Source organism: Lacrimispora sp., from assembly GCF_046972725.1.
Taxonomy (GTDB): domain Bacteria; phylum Bacillota; class Clostridia; order Lachnospirales; family Lachnospiraceae; genus Lacrimispora.
In genome coordinates this window covers 265,541-282,770 of the sequence record NZ_JBKVXF010000004.1, presented here as the reverse complement: position 1 = coordinate 282,770, position 17,230 = coordinate 265,541, and the positions used below count along the sequence as shown (strand labels likewise).

Genomic DNA, 17,230 nt, shown 5'->3' with positions numbered 1-17,230 from the left:
TTGTATTGAATAACTTAAGCCTTGTCAACCAATATCCGGTTCACCGGCCAAGTGATCCTTTTCCCATATAACACTTCCACAATGCCCTGTGCTCCCGTCAGGCTCAAAGCGTCAGAGGCCTCTACCGTCATTCCTGCCGAGTGGGGGGTCGCAATGACGTTTGGCATGGATAGCAGAGGATTGTCCATGCTTACCGGCTCTGTATTGTATACATCAAGCCCGGCCCCTTTGATGATCTTCGTTTTCAGGGCTTCCGCTAAATCCTCTTCTATTACAATATCACCTCTTGATGTATTGATCAGATATGCGGTCGGCTTCATCATTTTAAATTCTGCCATACCAAAGCTGTTTTTCGTGGCATTGGTGGAGGGCAGATGAATGCTGATGAAATCGGAGCGGCGGAGCACCTCTTCCCGGCTCTCCAAAATTTCAATTCCGGCTTCGTTAAAGCCCGGCTTCTGATAGGGATCATAACCGATGACCTTCATATCCAGGCCAAAGTATGCCTTTTTTGCCAGAGCCTTTGCAATATTGCCGCAGCCGATCAGTCCCAGGGTTTTATTCTTTACCTCGTAGCCGTCCGGAAGCGTATACCGGATCTCATAGTTTCCCCGTTTCATCTCCTGATTCACCACACCATACCGTTTTGCACTGGCCAAAATCAGCATCATGGCGTGCTCTGCTACGGAATTTACATTTCCCATGGGCGCATAGACCACCTGGATATTCCGCTCCGTTGCCGCTTCAATATCAATGTTGTCATAGCCGATGCCATGTTTTGCTATGACCTTTAATTTAGGGGCCATATCCATCATGTGCCCGGTGATTTTTTCGTTCCTTACAAACAGGCCGTCACAATTTTTCATATCCCGGATAAAATCTTCTTCTGTTTTGCCGCTGCTGATTATTACGTCACAGCCATGGTCCATTAAATAGCGGATTCCTGTATCTGCAAGTTTTTTCAGCAATAGTACCTGATAACTCATTTCACCTTACCTGCCTTTTTCAATTCTGACACACACCTTTTCAGCCGCTCTACCGCCTCTATGATGTTCTCATAGCTGTTGGCAAAGGATAGCCTTATATAGCCTTCCCCGTTTTCTCCAAAGACACTTCCGGGTACCATGGCTACATGGCCTTCCATTAAAAAATACTCACACAGTTCTGCACTGGACATGGGAAAAGCCTTAACATTAACGTAAACATAAAAGGATCCCCTGGGCATCAGACAGTGAAATCCCGGAATCTGATTAAGCTGTGAAACCAGATAATCCCGCCGCCGTTTGTATTCCTCCACCAAAAGCCCTATCTCATCCTTTTCTTCCCGCAAGGCGGCAACTCCTGCCGCCTGGACAAAGGAAGAAGCACAGGTGGTCAGATGCTGGTGCATCTTATTGACTGCTGCAATGACAGGGGCCGGAGCTGCCACATAGCCAAGTCTCCAGCCGGTCATGGAGTAGGCTTTTGAAAATCCATTTAACGTGACCGTCCGCTCCTTCATGCCTTCCATGGATGCAATACTGATGTGCTCTTCCCCGTCAAAAATGATTCTTTCATAAACTTCATCGGATATCATCATAATATCGTACTTGACGGCCAGCTTTGCCAGCTGCTCCAGGGTCTGCCTTTGAAGGACTCCGCCCGTAGGATTATTGGGGGAAACAATGACCATTGCTTTTGTTTTGTCCGTGATCTTTCTTTCAATTTCTTCCATATCAAGCTGGTATTCATTTTCCTCAAGCAGCTGATAAGTCACAGGTACGGCTCCCAGGACTTTTGGAAGATTCAAGTAATTCATCCAGACCGGGTCCGGAACCAGGATCTCATCTCCTTCCTCCAAAAGAACGGACAGCACATCATAAACCGCTTCCGATAAGCCAACGGATACCAGAATCTCTTCTTCCGGGTCATATTTGATATGGTTCTGTTTCTCAAGCTTTTCTCCAATGGCTTTCCGAAGCTCCATGGTCCCGAAGTTGGAGGTGTAGAAGACATTTCCTTCTTCAATGCTTTTGATACAGGCTTTTTTTATGTATTCAGGCGTGTCAAAATCCGGCCTGCCTATTTCCAGATGTATGATATTCTTTCCTTCCCGTTCCAGCTTCAGGGCTTTTTCATTGATCTTTCTGATTCCGGAAGGAGGAAGCAGACTCAGCTTCCTTGAAATTTTGTAATCCATTCCACGAACTCCTTTTCCTGCGTTCCGCTTTTACGCCTGTGCCGGCTTCACCAGCTGGCCGTATGCCTTTGCGCTTTCATCTACAATCCCATGCTCCATCAATACACGTCCGCGTACAATGGTATAAGCCAATCTGCATTTTAACTCTCTTCCATCATAAGGAATGGCAATGTCCTTTGCTTTGGAGTAGCACTTGTTTTTATCCACTACAGTAGTTTCGTCCATGTTAAATACCACAAAATCTGCATCTGATCCTACCCGGATGGCTCCTTTTTGGGGGAACAGCTTAAAGATCTTTGCCGGGTTGGTCACAAGAAGTTCTACCACCCGTTCGATGGTTACTTTGCCTTCTGCTGCCGCATCGAGCATTAGGGGAAGCCGTAAATCAATGCCTGGGAAACCTGCGGGGGCCTTAAAGATATCCTCATACCCGGTTTCCTTTTCGGATAACAAAAACGGACTGTGGTCGCTTCCGATAAAGTCCACACTTCCATCCTGAATGTATTTCCACAGGCCATCCACCAGTTCTCTTTTTCTCAAAGGAGGATTGCATTTTGCAAAGGTCCCGTATTTCTCCAGATCATCTTCATCAAGGAACAGGTAATGAGGACATGTCTCCAGATAGACTTCCTGACCGTCATACTTTGCTTTCTTAATCAGTTCCATGGCCTCCGGGGTGGAGATATGGGCAAATTCAATGATGGCTCCGGTCTCTCTTGCCAGGCGGATCATCTTTTCTACGCTTTCGATCTCACTGATGGGCGGTCTGCTTAAGGCATGGTCCCGGCCGCTGACTTTGCCTTCCTTCCGAAGCCTTTTTATGTTGGCAGAAATCATGTCATTGTTTTCTGCATGAGTGGCACAGATCAGGCCGGTTTTCGCCACTTCTGTCAGGCCGGTGATCAGCTCCGCATCATTTGCCATGGTAAGCCCGATAAACTCCTTGTCTCTGCCTTCCGGAGCTGCATGGAGAAAGGTTTTATAAGCCACAATCCCTTCTTTTGCAAGCTTGGTGATCTCTTCCGGGAACTGGGCTCCTGCTGCCCCGTAAAAGCAGTAATCCACAATACACTGGCAGTCTGCCACCTTGATCCGGTTATCCAGTATCTCCTTATTATACTGGGGCGGCATGGAGATCGGGTGTTCCATGACAGTCGTTACGCCGCCGGCTGCCGCAGCCAGAGAACCGGTATAGAAGGTCTCCCGCTCCGATCTTCCCGGATCCCTGAAATGAACATGGGTATCAATGGTACCCGGAATCACATACTGTCCCTTGATATCAATTACCTTTTCTGCCTCCGGCATATAAGCCTCATCAGAAATAATCACAATTTTTCCATCTTTTACGCCTACGGCTGTCTCCTTAAAACTTCCTTCCACGTAAACGTTTCCATTTTTCAATACCAGATCCAACATATGAATTCCTCCTTATTTACTCGTTTTATACCGCTGATACATGACCAGTCCATGGGCCATCATCAGGGCACAGGCTACACCGTCAAATACCGGCACATGAAGCTTTTCTTCGCAATACTTATCTGCATTGGCATAATTGGCACAGCCCAGTACGATACAATCCACATGGGCTTCCTCCACTGCTGCCTTTGCAGCCTGATAGATATCTTCCGTTTCATTGGAAGCAGATACCCGGGTGGTCTGAAACAGATTTTCACAATGATATTTCCGGGCCAGAGCCAATTTTTTTGAGACAGATTTCAGGGAAGGGGAAATGACTGCAAAGGAATTCCCTGCCATGGAAGCCAGCTTCATGGACGCTTCTGCTATTCCTACCACCGGCTTTGAGGTGATTTCCTTTAATAAGTCTAAGTTGGGGTCCGAGTGACAGGCCACAATAAATGCGTCATATTCTTCCCCCTCCCGCACCAGGTCCATCATCTCACCGCCCCCCAATGCAATATCTTTATAGGAAGAAACCAGTTTCGGCGTCTTTGTCAGACATTTCACCTCCACCTCATAGGCACCATTTACAAAGACATCCGCCTTTTTTCGGATAGTTTCATTGGTTTTTTCATCGCTGTTTGGATTGATAATAAGTATTTTCACAGCACACCTTCTTTCTATATGTTACAGGACAATCTGATTCTTTAGGGGAAGGCCCCTCTGATAAGCCGCCAGATTTTCTGTTATAAGCTCTTTTAAAAATACCACCCAGCTGTCACCGGCTCCGCTTTTGTGAGAGGTAAGATAAACTCCGTCTAACTCCCAAAGTTCCGATTCTGCGGAGAGAGGTTCCTTTTCAAATACATCAAGGGCAGCGTATAGCTTTTTCTCCTTAATGGCCTGAATCAGAGCCTGTTCCTTAACAATGGCGCCCCTGGCCACATTGATGAAGATACAGCCGTTTTTCACTGACCGGAAAAACTCACTGCCAATAAGACCGTCTGTCTGGGGATTATGAGGAATTGCTATAACGATCACATGGCTGTTTCTTGCCAGCTCTGTAAGTCCCTTTTTTCCCGTAAGAAATTCATGAAAATGCGGATTCTTTTTATCCGTCCTTCCATAGGCAAGCACTTTCATTCCAAACGCTTTGGCCCGGCTTCCGATCTCTCCGGCAATGGAGCCGTCCCCCACGATTCCAAGGGTCTTGCCATAGAGATCGGAATAAATGGTGCTCATCCACTGGTCACTTCCAAAGGATTCCCATCTGTGATCCTTTCTGGCCGATTCAAATTCCCTCATTCTTCTTGTAAAAAACAGCATTTTACTAAATACGTCTTCTGCGATGGAGATGCTCATGACGTCTCTGGTATTGGTGAGTATAAGGTTTCTTTCTTTTAAGCAGTCCACGTCCACACGGTCATATCCGGCCCCTGTGATCTGGACCCACTTTAGATCCGGCAGCTTATCGAGCAGATTCCTTCTTACCAGATAAGGCTGTCCGATAAAGATTTCAATGCCTTTCATAGAAGCAGGAAGCGTATCAATGTCATTTTCTTCTATAAAAAGCATATCAGCATGCCACTCTTTGGGAATGATATGCTGATATAAGGACATGCATAACGTGTTCAATGGTTAGTTGCCCACCTGCATCTCTGCTGCAATTTCTGTATATTCATCAATCCACTTATCGATATTGCCTGCTTCCTTTTGTTCGGCAATGGCTGCATTTACAATTGCTTTTAAGTCTTCATTCTCTTTCTGCATGGCAACTGCTTTGTCTACCGGTGCAAGTTCCTCGTCGGAAATCTCAAAAGCAAAAAGGGAAGGATCGTTAAATATATAACGTTTAGCAACGATATTATCAATGACGATGGCCTCTACCTTGCCTGCCTTTAACTGTAAAATGGCATCGGAGGTCGTTGGAAGAGATACCACACTGGTGCTTAAATCATTGGCTCTCTTTTCCTGGGAAGAACCGGTATTGGCAGCCAGGGATTTATCTTTAAAATCGGCAAGAGTAGAAAATCCAGCCTTTTTTTCATCTAAAACCAGCAGACAGTCCTTGGTATTTAAATAAGTATCGGAGAAATCCATAATCTGTTTTCGTTCTTCCGTAACGGTACAGGCGGAACAAACCAGGTCAATGGTCCCGGAAGCCAGAGAGGAAAGCACCGCACTGAAATCCATGCTTTCAAACTGCAGCTTTATCTCCTTTCCAAGAACTTCTGAGAGCTTGGCTGCAATGGCGCCTGCCATTTCCTTTTCTACACCAATGGCCTCATTGGTCTCAGGATCCTTAAACCCAAAGGGCGGGTAGCTGGAGTCATTTCCTACAATCAGAGTTCCGCTGTCATTGATCTTTTTTAAAACCGGTCCAAGATTGTTTAAGTCCACCCCTTCCAGAGCCAGGGCCTTGGTTTCTTCTTCTGTAACAGCTGCTTCTGTGGTTTCAGCCGCTTTACTTGTCTCCTCTGTCTTCCCTCCGGAACACCCTGCCAAAGATGTCATTAGGGTCACACCGGCTAACAGGGCCGCAAACATTCTTTTTTTCATGATTCATATCCTCCTTGAATTTTATATTTTACAAAATCCCGTCTTCTAATTGGCGGAACTTCGGTTAAACCTTTTTTCAACATTTCTCACCAGGGATGAGGTGGAGAAGGTAAGTACCAGATATAACACTGCAACGATCACCAGCGGCGCAAAGGGACGGAAGCTGTTTCCCCTGATTACATTTGCCGTGTACATCAAATCGGCAAGGCCGATGATGGAGACCTGGGAAGAGGTTTTAATCAAATTTACAAATTCATTTCCCAAAGCCGGAAGTATGTTTTTTATGGCCTGAGGCATGATAATAAATCTCATGACATCCGGTTTTTCCAGTCCCAGAGATAAGGCTGCTTCTCTTTGCCCTTTGTCAATGGACTGGATTCCGCTTCGCACGATTTCGCTGACGTAGGCAGAGCTGTTGATGGTCAGCGCCAGGATTCCGCAGACCAGCTTGTCCACACTGAACCCCATAAAGGTAATGCTAGGCATATGAAGTCCCATAAGAGGAAGCCCATAATAGACCATGGATATCTGCAAAAGAACCGGAGTCCCCCGTATGATTTCCACGTAAACGGTTCCGATGGTATTGAGTATTTTATTCTTGCTGATCTTCATAAAGCAGATCAGGGTTCCGAAAACAAAACCAAGAAGTACGGACAGCACGGAGACAACAATGGTCACACGGACTCCGATCCAGATCATATTCTTATATTGATAAGCCAAATTCGCTAAACTTTCCATACATTTTCTCCTATAATACCTTTGATAAAAAACTGTTGACGCGTTCATTGCTGCAGCTTCCAAACATCTGCTCCGGCGTTCCGTTGAACTGGATCAGCCCTTCGTCCATGAAAACGATTCTTGATGCCACCTCTTTTGCAAATCCCATCTCATGGGTCACGATAACCATGGTCATGCCGGACTGTGCCATCTCCTTCATCACATTCAGCACTTCTCCCACCATCTCCGGGTCAAGGGCTGAGGTTGGTTCATCAAACAGCATCACATCCGGATTCATGGCAAGAGCCCTTGCAATTGCGATTCTCTGCTTTTGGCCTCCGGATAGCTTCTGGGGATATACCTCCTTTTTATCCAAAAGACCGACCTTCATAAGAAGCCCTTCCGCCTGTGCATTGGCTTCTGCATCAGATAACTGCTTGACCCGTCTGGTAGCCAGCGTAATATTTTCGATGGTGTTCATATTGGGGAACAAATTAAAATGCTGAAAGACCATTCCCACTCTGGCTCTTAGATGACTGGTCTTTACCGATGCATCAGAGGTTGGAACTCCCTTATAAAAAATCTCACCGTCATCGATTTTCTCCAGTTTATTGAAGCAGCGGAGAAGCGTGCTTTTTCCTGATCCGGAAGGTCCGATGATAACCACGACCTCCCCTTTCTTTACATCTAAATCCACTCCCTTTAATACCTCCAGCTGCTTGAATCGTTTATGTATCCGGTCCGCACGAAGAATGAAATCCTTCTCCGGATCAAAGTTTTTATCTGCCTCCATGATTCCCATTCGTTTCTCTCCCATATTGCCCGTCCTTTCCTATATTAAATGTGAAGCTTGTCCACCGCTTTTACCGTTTCATATAAAAGCCGGATTCCGGTCATGACCTGACTCCATGTTGTATACTCTGCCCCGTTATGGCTTATGCCGTCTTTGCTTGGTACAAAGATCATACCAATGGGCATCTGATCTGCCATGGCCACAGAATCGTGTGTGGCTCCGCTTGGCATCACCCGATAGGCGATATCTTTCTTACTGCAAAGTCTTTCTATCACTTCTATGATTCTCTCATCACAGGTCTGGGGCGTCTTTTCCACCAGCTTTTCAAAGGTAAAGGTAATGGGCATCAGCTCCTGTGAAAAACATGTTAATTCCTCATAAAAGCGTTCCAAAAGCTGCTCATCCAGATTCCTGATCTCAAGAACTGCTTCTACCTTTCCCGGTATCACCGCTACCGCATTGGGTGTTACCTCAACCTTTCCAAACGTCGCTACCATATGATTTCCGTAATCTCTTGCCAGCCGGTCTGCCTCCGCCATAAGCTTTGCCATACCGGTCAAGGCATCCTTTCTGTGTTCCATCATGGTGGTTCCTGCGTGATTGCTCTGTCCCCATGCAGTGATCTTATACCGTACAAGTCCGACGATCCCGTTTACAATTCCAATTTCCTCTCCGGCCTGCCAAAGAGTATTCCCCTGTTCAATATGCAGCTCTAAAAAACAGCTTTTATTTTTTGTATTCATTCTGGATTTTAACAAGTCTTCTTTTGTAAGACCAAATGCCTTTGCTTTTTTTAAGTATGCGTTATCCTCTGCCGGAACCAGCCCCATGGCACACCGGCTCCCAAAGGTTCCTCCAAGGTCATTTCCCTCTTCCCCGTTAAAAGCAATGATCTCCAGATGATGGGTCAGCTTGTGGCCCGTTTCTTCCAGTTCCCTTGCCGTTTCCACCCCTGCAATGATTCCTAACAATCCGTCATAGGCTCCCCCCTGAATCACCGTATCCAGATGAGATCCAATCAGAATGGTTTTGGCATCCGGATCTTCTGATTGAAGAAATCCGTGTATATTGCCAACCGGATCAATGGCTGTCGCAAGTCCTGCTTCCTCCATATAGGTTCTGGTTCGTATTTTTGCTTCTTCATATTCCTTTGAGAAAAGAAGCCTTGTGATTGATCCGTCTTCATTCCTTCCAATATCTGCAATGCTAAAAAAGTTTTTCCTGATTTTATCTGAATCCACGCTTCTTCTTTCCTCCTTTTGTTATCAGAACATAAAAAAAACGCCCCTTTTTAAAGGAACGTCTTCGTTCTGAGTGATGTCTTCTGTTTGCTTGTTTTACTTTGCACCATAATACGTTACCAGGCTCTCATTGTCAATACATAAATGGCATATTTTATCATTATTAGCTAAAACATTTCTTTTTTTACTTATTATTGATAAAAATATTGTTTATTTTTGCTTATAGCTATTTTTTCTTTTGCGAGTTATCATTTAACGATAAATATTTTATTTTATTATCACTTATAGATAAATAACAGGAGGACTGAATCAATGTTTCGGAATTTACTGGATATGCAGATCATGATTTTTTTGCTCATTGCCACAGGATATTTACTTTTTAAGCTTGGTATCATAGATTCCAATATAAGAAAGGGCCTGACCGCACTTGTCGTCAATGTGGTCCTGCCCTGTAACATCATATATTCGTTTTTTATTGAAATGAATCTGGATATCCTGAAATCCTGCTTTTCCATCCTGGTCATCTCACTTGGAATCCAGATCACCTGCCTGTTTGGAAGCAATTTTCTATACCGGAACAGCGCTTCCTCCAAGCAAAAGGTGCTAAAGTATGCCACCATCTGTTCCAATGCCGGTTTTATCGGCAATCCTCTGGTGGAAGAAATCTATGGAAGCCAGGGATTACTCTATGCTTCCATCTATTTAATTCCCCAGCGGATCTTCATGTGGTCCGCAGGTATCTCCTGCTTCACACCCGCAAAAGGAAGGGAAGTGATTAAAAAAGTCCTCACTCATCCATGTATCATCGCGGTAATCATCGGTTTTTTTATCATGGCACTGCAGCTTTCAGTTCCGGCCTTTGCCAAAAAGACCATATTATCCTTAAGCAACTGTACCACCGCCCTGTCCATGCTCATCATAGGAGGGATCCTGGCGGAAGTGGACTTAAAAACAGTATGCAGCAAGCTCACTCTTTTCTACAGCTTCATCAGACTGATCGCAATCCCTGCCGTCGTTCTTCTTTTATGCTGGGTCTTAAAGCTGGATCAGCTGGTGACCTCCGTTGCCGTGGTATTATCCGGAATGCCTGCCGGAACTACCACGGCCATACTTGCTGCCAAGTACAGCGGAGATGAGAAGTTTGCTGCTTCCTGTGTATTTTTATCTACGGTTCTGTCTCTTCTATCCATTCCATTTTTCTGTGTGCTGATTGAAATGGTCTTATAATTATTAAGTAATATCCCGGCTGAATAAATCGGTTTCCTCTAAAAGACTTTCAATGGTATCCAGATTCAAACGGTGCAAAAGTTCAATGACATATGGATTTTCTGCAGGATGCTGATACGTGGCATTATCCCCGTATTTATTGACTAATTCCGTCCCCTGCTCTTTTCCCAATATAGCTCTTGGACCGCCTACGCAGCCGCCCACACAGCCCATTCCTTCATAAAAGTTGGCTTCAATATTTCCATTCATAATATCCTGTATCATCTTTTTGCAGGCTGGTACTCCATCGGCCTTTTTCGTAATGATTTCTGTCTTTCTTTCTGGATTGATGGCATTTAAAGTAAGCTCTACGGCTTCACTGACTCCGCCTTTTCTGGCATAGATTCTGCCCGCCTTGGAGGAATGATCCTTCTCACTTTCTTCCATGGAAGCCGGGTCGATTCCTAAAGCGTCAAAAATATTCTGCACCTCCTGGAAGGTAAGTACATAGTCAACCGCTCCGGCCAGGTCCTTTTCTCTTGCTTCCGCCTTCTTCGCCAGACATGGCCCGATAAATACGGTCAGTGCATCGGGATGCAGGGCCTTTATGACTCTGCCGCAGGCTACCATCGGAGAAACCGATCCCGGCACATGGGGAAGGAGCTGATGATAGACCTTGCGGATCATGCCGATCCACATGGGACAGCAGCAGCTGGTCAGCTGATAGTCACCGGCATCGTTAATGTTCTTGTCAAATTCCAGTGCCTCTTTCAGGGTAAGAATATCTGCAAATAAAGCCACTTCAAGCATTCCGTCAAACCCTACTTCTTTCAGTGCAGACCTTAACTTTCCAGGTGTCACATCTTCGGAAAACTGTCCCAGAAAGGCAGGTGCGATCATGGCATATACCAATCCCTTGGAGCTTCGGACCGCCTTCAAAGCCGGAATGATGTCTGTACTTGCAGTCAGCTTCTCCTTGGCACAGCCCTCAATACACTTTTCACATCCAAAACACAGGTCCGGGTCCACTAGAATTCCATCTTCTCCCATACTGAGTGCTCCAAAGGGACAGCGGTCCAGACACTCACTCTTTTGCTCTTTGGAACAGGTGCATTTGCCCGTGCGGATAACCACAGGGTGCTTCTTCGGATTCAAAAGGCAATCCAGTTGATAGGGATCATAATTACCGGCCTCCGGTGCCGTCAGATCCGAATCCTTATCCAGTGCCCTTTTGACCGTGCTTTCATACAATTCTTTAAATGTCTGCATAAAATACCTCCCGCATGTATACTATTTTTCTCTGTAACGCTGTACTTCGTGTGAACTCAGACATTGATAGTACAACATCATTATAATACCTTTTTTCCATCCATGCTATACCATATATAGTCTTTCTTTGATAAATTCCCGTAATTTTCTACCATTTCCCCGTGGTTTTTCCTTATCTATTTTATATTCAGCAAATCAAGGAGTTCCTGCACCTTTTGAGGGCTTGCAGCGTATGATTTTATATCATTTCCAAACCTTTTATTTGCCTCCTCCAGTGTATAGGTTTTCTTTACCGTCTGCTGACCGCTGGAATACGTCCAGGTCACTTCCCCGCAGTTATCAATCAACGCCAGTATAGCTGCCGCATAGGATTCCATCATGGAGTCAAATTTTATCTGATTTGCAGGAAGTACCTCCTTTTGAAACAGCAGCGTCCAGCCATAAGGTTCTCTGGTGGTCTGCAATTCATTTTTATATTCTCCCAAACTGCGGTAGATTTCCAGTGTCTGAGCGATCTTCCCATTGGCCGGCATATCGCCGATATAGGGATTTCTGTTCTGAAACAGGTCATTGGCTTTCTTTGTAATGATTGTCCCATCTGACTTAATGGTGTCTCCATTGACAGCAATGTCCCCTTTTGACAAATCATAAGTGATGGCAAACTGCCGCCGCCGATTAAAGAAAGATGGAAGACTTCCATAGACGACGATTTCCCCGTCTTTGATCTTATAGCTGCTGTATACATGATCCATATCACTGATTTCTCCTTTGACCTCCAACTGCCCTCCCGTAACTGCGGTTTCAGTTTCATAATTCTCCAGGGGATAACCGATTACATACAACTTTAGCGAGATCCCAGCCGCGGCAATCAGAATCGTAAGGAAAGCAGCAAGAACAATTTTTTTCTGGTTGCTGCGTTTGATCTTTTTTAGATAATTGATTTCCTCTCTGGCTGTTTCCGCTTCCAAATGCTCTCTTCCCAGTTGATTCATCATATTTTCATATTTCCTTTTGCAGGTTTCACACTGGTCAATATGCTCTTTTATCACTTCACCGGTCACCGCCTGGGTCAACTCCTCCGCATACAAAGGAAGCAGATCTTCTATGACTTCACAGGGTATTTTTTCTTTCATGTTTCCTTACCTCCTCAACGATTTTTTCTTTTCCGCGATAAAAATTGACTCTTGCCCAGTTCTCGCTTTTCTCCATAATTTCCCCGATATCCTGAAATGACAGATTCCCGATCAGCCTTAAATACATGACTTCTCTCATGGGGTCTTTTAGAGAATGCAGATGCCTTAATATCTCCTTGCTTTCCCATTCCAGAAATACGGCCTTTTCCAAAGGCTCTTCCATTATCTCATACTCTGCCTGTTCTATGTCCATGGAATACTTCTGCTTTCTGCACCAGGTCTGATATACATGATTGGAAATCCCGCACAGCCAGGTAGACACACTGCTTCTGCCCGCAAAGGTATGAAAGCTTTTTAATGCCTGGTAAAATGTCTCCTGAGTCAGTTCTTCCGCAAGATCGGGGTTATTTACTTTCGACAAAAGAACGTAGTATATCATTTTCGAATGCCTGCGATATATCTCATCCATTGATTCCATGTCACTCATCCTTTCTGTAAATAAGTGCACAAATTGACTCATTCGTTACAGACTGTTTTATTTTTTCTTTTATTATACACGAAGCGTTGATATTCAAACAGGTTCAGGGACAGGATCCCACAACGCCCCAGTGCGGTCCTCCCGGAGGGTTTCTTATCGTATAGGACGAACGTTCCTATACGATAAAAAACAGCGAAGCAGTTCAAAACCGCTTCGCTATAAAATCATATAAAATATTCAATGGTATCTGCCGGTTTCTTCTGCGTATCCCGGTTAAATATGATGGTAGCCTCTCTTGTATCAATTGGCCCAAGGGCATAAGCCCCTTTCCCTGTGCTGTTTATCATCTCCCAGGGAACGCTCCGGTTCCGGCTGTAAGGCATATCGGCAATCAGTTTCAGCTCCGGCTGGGGAAAGGGCTTTTTCCTGTAATAGGGATCAAAAAGATAAACCTGTTTGGCATCCGCACCGGTCAGCAGCACATAATGCCAGCAGCCATACATCACCCGGGCTACTACTGCCCCGCCCTGCTGCAGGGCATACATGATCCGGCTGTTCTCTCCCATAAATACCTCTTCCCCCGTCAAGTATTCACTGTGTATGGGAAACTTCTTCATCTTGCCAAACTGATTGAGCCAGTTACTCAAAAACATCATTGCCATTTTGGACGTACCGTTTTTACCGAACTCACCCTTTGTATTATAGGAATCAAGACAAAAAAGCATGATATGTTTTATGATATCCGGCGGCACTTCTTCCCTCTTAAAAAGGAAACTCATGGCATTCTGCAATGTAGTCGGGCCGCAGTCATATTCCGTTACCTGATAGTTCAGAGGGTTTTTCATATCGCTTTCACTTCCTTGTCTTTATGTATTTCTTCTGGTTTCTTATAACCATTACTTGTAACATTTTAAGATTCTGTTGTCAATGGGTTTTCTCGAAATACATGGCTTTTGTAATGCCATATACCGCCAGATCAACAATCCCTTCATTGTTTTTTCCCGCCTGAAGAAGTGTTCCTTCATATCTTAATCCGGCCTTTTTCATGACTTTTCCTGAATTAGGGTTATTGATATCATGCCTGGCTGCAATCCTGTTACACCCTACCCTTTCAAACAGGAATGAAACCACTTCCTGAAGGGCTTCCGCCGTAATCCCCTGATGCCAATAGGAAGCTCCGATGCAGTAACCGATCTCAACAGCATCTATGGACTCATCCATTTTAGCAACTCCTATACTGCCGATTGCCTGACGATTATCTTTGTATTCCATACACCACTCATAATATTTGGGGTCAGAATAATTTTTTACCCAGGTATCAAGAAGCATTCTTGATTCTTCCACCGATGCATGAGCCGGCCATGTCAGATATCTGGTAACCCGCTTACTTCCGGCCCAGTTGTTGTACATATCTTTGGCGTCCTTTGCCTGGAAGGGCCGCAAAATCAAACGCCCGGTTTCCAGTACGACAGTTCCCTGATGATTCATACTCCCATCTCCCTTTGATTCTGCTCCGGCAGCATGCTATCCAAAAAATTGCAGCGGCCGGGTTATTGCAGATTATTATATTTCAGAAATTGCCATATTCCAATCACTTCTAAACTCTTTCAAAGTCTGATACCGTTCCGTCCGATTGCAGGCAACTGCTTTTAACAATACTTTATATGCCTTTTGATTCAGCTCCCACTGATTGAGAGAACAGGGGGAAAAGCAATTATTCTTATATATCATTTTAATTTCCTGCTCCGTAAAATTTCCAAAAAAATGAAAAAGCAACGCCCCGAAGGTATATACATTGGTTCTCTCATCAATTGACTCATGAAGAATGTATTCCTCCGGTGCCTTTAACCGTTTGCTTCCCCAAAAGTCTTTTCCTATATCATTAAAAGCCGGTTTTTCTCTAAAAAAATCAATATCACAAATCATGGCAGCGTCCAAATCAAAGTCATAGATGATGCTGCCATCATAAAAGTCAACCGCAACATAATTCTTTTCTGCCGTTAATTCCAAAAAAGAAAATAATACGTCAACCGTACGGATTTTTTTCCAAACGGGCAGTTCTTTAAATCTTCTGGCTGGAGATTTTATCAGAGGATTTTTCTTATAATAATCAAAGTTCCAATGATCATACAAGCACTCCCCCTCCACCCAATCAAAAACTGCTGCATACAATCTTCCCACGGGAAAATGTTCCAAGATTGTAACCAAATTGGGGTGCTTTAATATTTCATACCTCTTTACCGCTTCTTTTAAAATCTTCACCGATTCTTCAGGATCAATCTCTGCTTCTAATGTATTGACACCCGCAACCTTTATAAAATACCGTTTATCTCTATTCTCAACTCCGAAACCAATGCAGCCTGATCCAGTCTGGTCAAAAACGCAGAAAACGTTCCCATACGTATGGATCCATTGAAAATCATGATATTCCTTTAGTTCAAATTCCACTTCATCAATCGTAATCTTTTTCATATTCCCCCCAATTAAATTACAAAAGAGTTAAAGTTTTCCTTTTAATAATATAATACATATCTCCCCTGAACACAACTTTCATTTTCTGATCCATATTGGAGTTTTGTATCAACTGGCTATTGCCAAGCATTTTCAATTCTTTGCAGTTATAATTGTTGTATTTCCCATTCTAAATACCTTTTGAATATCTTTAAATCCTGCGCACTTTAACATCTTCATTTGATTGTCAACGGTACAAGGAGTGTCATAATGATAATATTTCTCCTTAGATATGCCATTTTTTTCTCTTAAGCGATCATATTCTGCAAAATGAAAATCCTCTTCTTCCTGCGTTTCTACCATATAATCGCACTCAATATATGTCCCGCCACAGGCCAAAGAATTATATATTTTTTTATACAATCCAATCTTTTCTTTATGGGAAAAATGGTGCAGAGTCTGAAAGGAGACTGCACAGTCATATGATAGCCCACCGAAATCAACTGCAAAGTAATCACCGCAAATCAAGCGAAGGGATTTTCCAGGATATTTTTCTTTTAATTTAAGCAACATTGCCTGAGTAAGGTCGATTCCAGTTACATGGATATTTGGAAATAATTCAAAAATTAATTCTAATTCCAAACCGGTTCCGCAGCCTAAATCCAACAATTGTTCACAGGGATAGGGAATCAGTGCTGCCATTTTCCTGTATGCTTCTTTACAGCCTCTCACATTAGTTTGCATATGCTCATCATACACATCCACCCGGGCTGCAAAAAAATCACTCATATTCTCAAGAACTACAGATTCATTTAATAAAGTTTTATGCACAATTCTATTCTCCTTTCATAAATAAACTGTCTGTTCCGTATTATGTGTGGGACAACGTTGGTATTCTTTGATGAAACTTTTCAATGGTATCGTTTAAATCCCCCTTTACAAACAAAGTGGTATCTTTCTCCGCAAGTTCCTTAAACGCAAAACCATCCGTATCAAAAGGCGAAAATCCCAGAACAACCTTTTTCACGTCTTTTCCAAATGCAGCAGCGATTTTATCTATATCAACCTTCTGAGCCGAGAATATTTGGTGCAGCAGCAGCACGCCCTTGTGAAGTTCTGCAATCACAAATGCATTTTGACTTTTAACTGCATACACATTCCCGCTTAAGAAACCGGTTGCGTAAAACATGATCAGTTCCATATTTTCCTGCATCCATAAGCTGCCCTGCATACTGCTGGATTCGATGAGTTTCTCAAAATGTTTCCAGTCTTCCCTATTTTTCATGGAAAACTTCTCAGCAGTCATCTCCGTATGAATTTTCATTTCTTTAGAACCGACGAATTCTTTTGCTCTCACATAACCGAATTTTGTATAAAAATCAAGTACCTGGTCATTGGCAAACAGAAAATAGCCATCAGCTTTTCCCCTATAATCCGACTCGATTTCATGAATCAGCTTACGGATCAATCCCTGATTTCTATAGGATTTACTGGTCATTACGGTTCCAAGCTGAATATAATTCCTGACTTCCCCATTGTGCAGGAATTTCATGGGACTTACAGAAACATTTGCAATCACCTGATCCCCGTCTAAGAAGGAATAAGGGATGTATTTGTCCTTCCAATATCCATTCTGATACCAGTCCTCAAAATCCAGATGGAAGGTGGACTGCGCCAGACGATTGAAACTTTTTCTGATTTCTTCCATCTCCTGATATGCTTTTACAAATTTATAGTTTTTCTCCATGCCGCCTTCTCCATTTCTAAGCTGTTTTTCTTTCATGCGTAAAGTATTCAGTTGGTAAA

Annotated in this window: 18 protein-coding genes; 1 reads left to right on the top strand and 17 read right to left on the bottom strand. The window is 43.8% G+C overall.

The window, feature by feature from the left end:
- Window positions 1-14 precede the first annotated feature (14 nt).
- From ACLTWA_RS15335 to ACLTWA_RS15295, 9 genes are all read right to left on the bottom strand, one after another.
- Entirely contained in the window at window positions 15-986 is a 972-nt protein-coding gene (locus tag ACLTWA_RS15335) for a hydroxyacid dehydrogenase (protein ID WP_412328766.1), read from the bottom strand.
- A complete protein-coding gene (locus ACLTWA_RS15330; protein WP_412328765.1) occupies window positions 983-2,179 on the bottom strand; it encodes a pyridoxal phosphate-dependent aminotransferase in 1,197 nt (398 codons plus the stop codon). Before ACLTWA_RS15330 ends, ACLTWA_RS15335 begins: the two co-directional genes overlap by 4 nt.
- 30 nt (window positions 2,180-2,209) lie before the next feature.
- Complete coding sequence (gene allB / locus ACLTWA_RS15325) at window positions 2,210-3,595, bottom strand: allantoinase AllB (RefSeq protein ID WP_412328764.1); 1,386 nt, start codon at window positions 3,593-3,595, stop codon at window positions 2,210-2,212.
- A 12-nt stretch (window positions 3,596-3,607) separates the two neighbouring features.
- Entirely contained in the window at window positions 3,608-4,243 is a 636-nt protein-coding gene (locus ACLTWA_RS15320) for an aspartate/glutamate racemase family protein (RefSeq protein WP_412328763.1), read from the bottom strand.
- A gap of 21 nt (window positions 4,244-4,264) precedes the next feature.
- Complete coding sequence (locus ACLTWA_RS15315; RefSeq protein ID WP_412328762.1) at window positions 4,265-5,152, bottom strand: D-2-hydroxyacid dehydrogenase; 888 nt, start codon at window positions 5,150-5,152, stop codon at window positions 4,265-4,267.
- 63 nt (window positions 5,153-5,215) lie between these two features.
- Window positions 5,216-6,136 carry a transporter substrate-binding domain-containing protein gene (locus ACLTWA_RS15310; RefSeq protein ID WP_412328761.1) on the bottom strand — a complete coding sequence of 307 codons (921 nt, stop codon included), beginning with the start codon at window positions 6,134-6,136 and terminating at the stop codon, window positions 5,216-5,218.
- A 45-nt stretch (window positions 6,137-6,181) separates the two neighbouring features.
- The gene (locus ACLTWA_RS15305) at window positions 6,182-6,874 is read right to left on the bottom strand and encodes an amino acid ABC transporter permease (protein ID WP_412328760.1); all 693 of its coding nucleotides are present in this window, start codon (window positions 6,872-6,874) and stop codon (window positions 6,182-6,184) included.
- A gap of 10 nt (window positions 6,875-6,884) precedes the next feature.
- Entirely contained in the window at window positions 6,885-7,646 is a 762-nt protein-coding gene (locus ACLTWA_RS15300; RefSeq protein WP_412328826.1) for an amino acid ABC transporter ATP-binding protein, read from the bottom strand.
- A 44-nt stretch (window positions 7,647-7,690) separates the two neighbouring features.
- Entirely contained in the window at window positions 7,691-8,887 is a 1,197-nt protein-coding gene (locus ACLTWA_RS15295) for a Zn-dependent hydrolase (RefSeq protein WP_412328759.1), read from the bottom strand.
- A 312-nt stretch (window positions 8,888-9,199) separates the two neighbouring features.
- Here ACLTWA_RS15295 and ACLTWA_RS15290 point away from each other — a divergent pair, with 312 nt between their 5' ends.
- Entirely contained in the window at window positions 9,200-10,114 is a 915-nt protein-coding gene (locus tag ACLTWA_RS15290) for an AEC family transporter (RefSeq protein WP_412328758.1), read from the top strand.
- A 3-nt stretch (window positions 10,115-10,117) separates the two neighbouring features.
- On the opposite strand, the gene ACLTWA_RS15285 is transcribed toward ACLTWA_RS15290, so the two are convergent.
- The 8 genes from ACLTWA_RS15285 to ACLTWA_RS15250 all read right to left on the bottom strand — a co-directional run bounded on the left by ACLTWA_RS15285 (window position 10,118) and on the right by ACLTWA_RS15250 (window position 17,171).
- Window positions 10,118-11,362 carry a [Fe-Fe] hydrogenase large subunit C-terminal domain-containing protein gene (locus tag ACLTWA_RS15285; protein WP_412328757.1) on the bottom strand — a complete coding sequence of 415 codons (1,245 nt, stop codon included), beginning with the start codon at window positions 11,360-11,362 and terminating at the stop codon, window positions 10,118-10,120.
- Between the two features lie 176 nt (window positions 11,363-11,538).
- Complete coding sequence (locus ACLTWA_RS15280) at window positions 11,539-12,495, bottom strand: DUF4825 domain-containing protein (protein ID WP_412328756.1); 957 nt, start codon at window positions 12,493-12,495, stop codon at window positions 11,539-11,541.
- The gene (locus ACLTWA_RS15275; RefSeq protein WP_412328755.1) at window positions 12,473-12,973 is read right to left on the bottom strand and encodes an RNA polymerase sigma factor; all 501 of its coding nucleotides are present in this window, start codon (window positions 12,971-12,973) and stop codon (window positions 12,473-12,475) included. Before ACLTWA_RS15275 ends, ACLTWA_RS15280 begins: the two co-directional genes overlap by 23 nt.
- A 224-nt stretch (window positions 12,974-13,197) precedes the next feature.
- On the bottom strand, window positions 13,198-13,818 hold the full coding sequence (locus tag ACLTWA_RS15270) for a peptidase C39 (protein WP_412328754.1): 621 nt from the start codon (window positions 13,816-13,818) through the stop codon (window positions 13,198-13,200).
- A 79-nt stretch (window positions 13,819-13,897) separates the two neighbouring features.
- On the bottom strand, window positions 13,898-14,461 hold the full coding sequence (locus tag ACLTWA_RS15265) for a GNAT family N-acetyltransferase (protein ID WP_412328753.1): 564 nt from the start codon (window positions 14,459-14,461) through the stop codon (window positions 13,898-13,900).
- A gap of 75 nt (window positions 14,462-14,536) precedes the next feature.
- Window positions 14,537-15,445, bottom strand: coding sequence for a hypothetical protein (locus tag ACLTWA_RS15260; protein WP_412328752.1), 909 nt, complete (start codon window positions 15,443-15,445; stop codon window positions 14,537-14,539).
- A gap of 132 nt (window positions 15,446-15,577) precedes the next feature.
- Entirely contained in the window at window positions 15,578-16,255 is a 678-nt protein-coding gene (locus ACLTWA_RS15255) for a class I SAM-dependent methyltransferase (RefSeq protein WP_412328751.1), read from the bottom strand.
- 40 nt (window positions 16,256-16,295) lie between these two features.
- Window positions 16,296-17,171, bottom strand: coding sequence for a GNAT family N-acetyltransferase (locus ACLTWA_RS15250; protein WP_412328750.1), 876 nt, complete (start codon window positions 17,169-17,171; stop codon window positions 16,296-16,298).
- Window positions 17,172-17,230: the final 59 nt, after the last annotated feature.

What these genes read in the sequence shown, in the direction of transcription:
- ACLTWA_RS15260 (WP_412328752.1), bottom strand. Translation starts at nt 15,445, where the DNA reads ATGAAAAAGATTACGATTGATGAAGTGGAATTTGAACTAAAGGAATAT.
- ACLTWA_RS15250 (WP_412328750.1), bottom strand. Translation starts at nt 17,171, where the DNA reads ATGGAGAAAAACTATAAATTTGTAAAAGCATATCAGGAGATGGAAGAA.
- ACLTWA_RS15300 (WP_412328826.1), bottom strand. Translation starts at nt 7,646, where the DNA reads ATGGAGGCAGATAAAAACTTTGATCCGGAGAAGGATTTCATTCTTCGT.
- allB (WP_412328764.1), bottom strand. Translation starts at nt 3,595, where the DNA reads ATGTTGGATCTGGTATTGAAAAATGGAAACGTTTACGTGGAAGGAAGT.
- ACLTWA_RS15310 (WP_412328761.1), bottom strand. Translation starts at nt 6,136, where the DNA reads ATGAAAAAAAGAATGTTTGCGGCCCTGTTAGCCGGTGTGACCCTAATG.
- ACLTWA_RS15305 (WP_412328760.1), bottom strand. Translation starts at nt 6,874, where the DNA reads ATGGAAAGTTTAGCGAATTTGGCTTATCAATATAAGAATATGATCTGG.
- ACLTWA_RS15265 (WP_412328753.1), bottom strand. Translation starts at nt 14,461, where the DNA reads ATGAATCATCAGGGAACTGTCGTACTGGAAACCGGGCGTTTGATTTTG.
- ACLTWA_RS15330 (WP_412328765.1), bottom strand. Translation starts at nt 2,179, where the DNA reads ATGGATTACAAAATTTCAAGGAAGCTGAGTCTGCTTCCTCCTTCCGGA.
- ACLTWA_RS15285 (WP_412328757.1), bottom strand. Translation starts at nt 11,362, where the DNA reads ATGCAGACATTTAAAGAATTGTATGAAAGCACGGTCAAAAGGGCACTG.
- ACLTWA_RS15335 (WP_412328766.1), bottom strand. Translation starts at nt 986, where the DNA reads ATGAGTTATCAGGTACTATTGCTGAAAAAACTTGCAGATACAGGAATC.
- ACLTWA_RS15280 (WP_412328756.1), bottom strand. Translation starts at nt 12,495, where the DNA reads ATGAAAGAAAAAATACCCTGTGAAGTCATAGAAGATCTGCTTCCTTTG.
- ACLTWA_RS15315 (WP_412328762.1), bottom strand. Translation starts at nt 5,152, where the DNA reads ATGCTTTTTATAGAAGAAAATGACATTGATACGCTTCCTGCTTCTATG.
- ACLTWA_RS15290 (WP_412328758.1), top strand. Translation starts at nt 9,200, where the DNA reads ATGTTTCGGAATTTACTGGATATGCAGATCATGATTTTTTTGCTCATT.
- ACLTWA_RS15270 (WP_412328754.1), bottom strand. Translation starts at nt 13,818, where the DNA reads ATGAAAAACCCTCTGAACTATCAGGTAACGGAATATGACTGCGGCCCG.
- ACLTWA_RS15275 (WP_412328755.1), bottom strand. Translation starts at nt 12,973, where the DNA reads ATGGAATCAATGGATGAGATATATCGCAGGCATTCGAAAATGATATAC.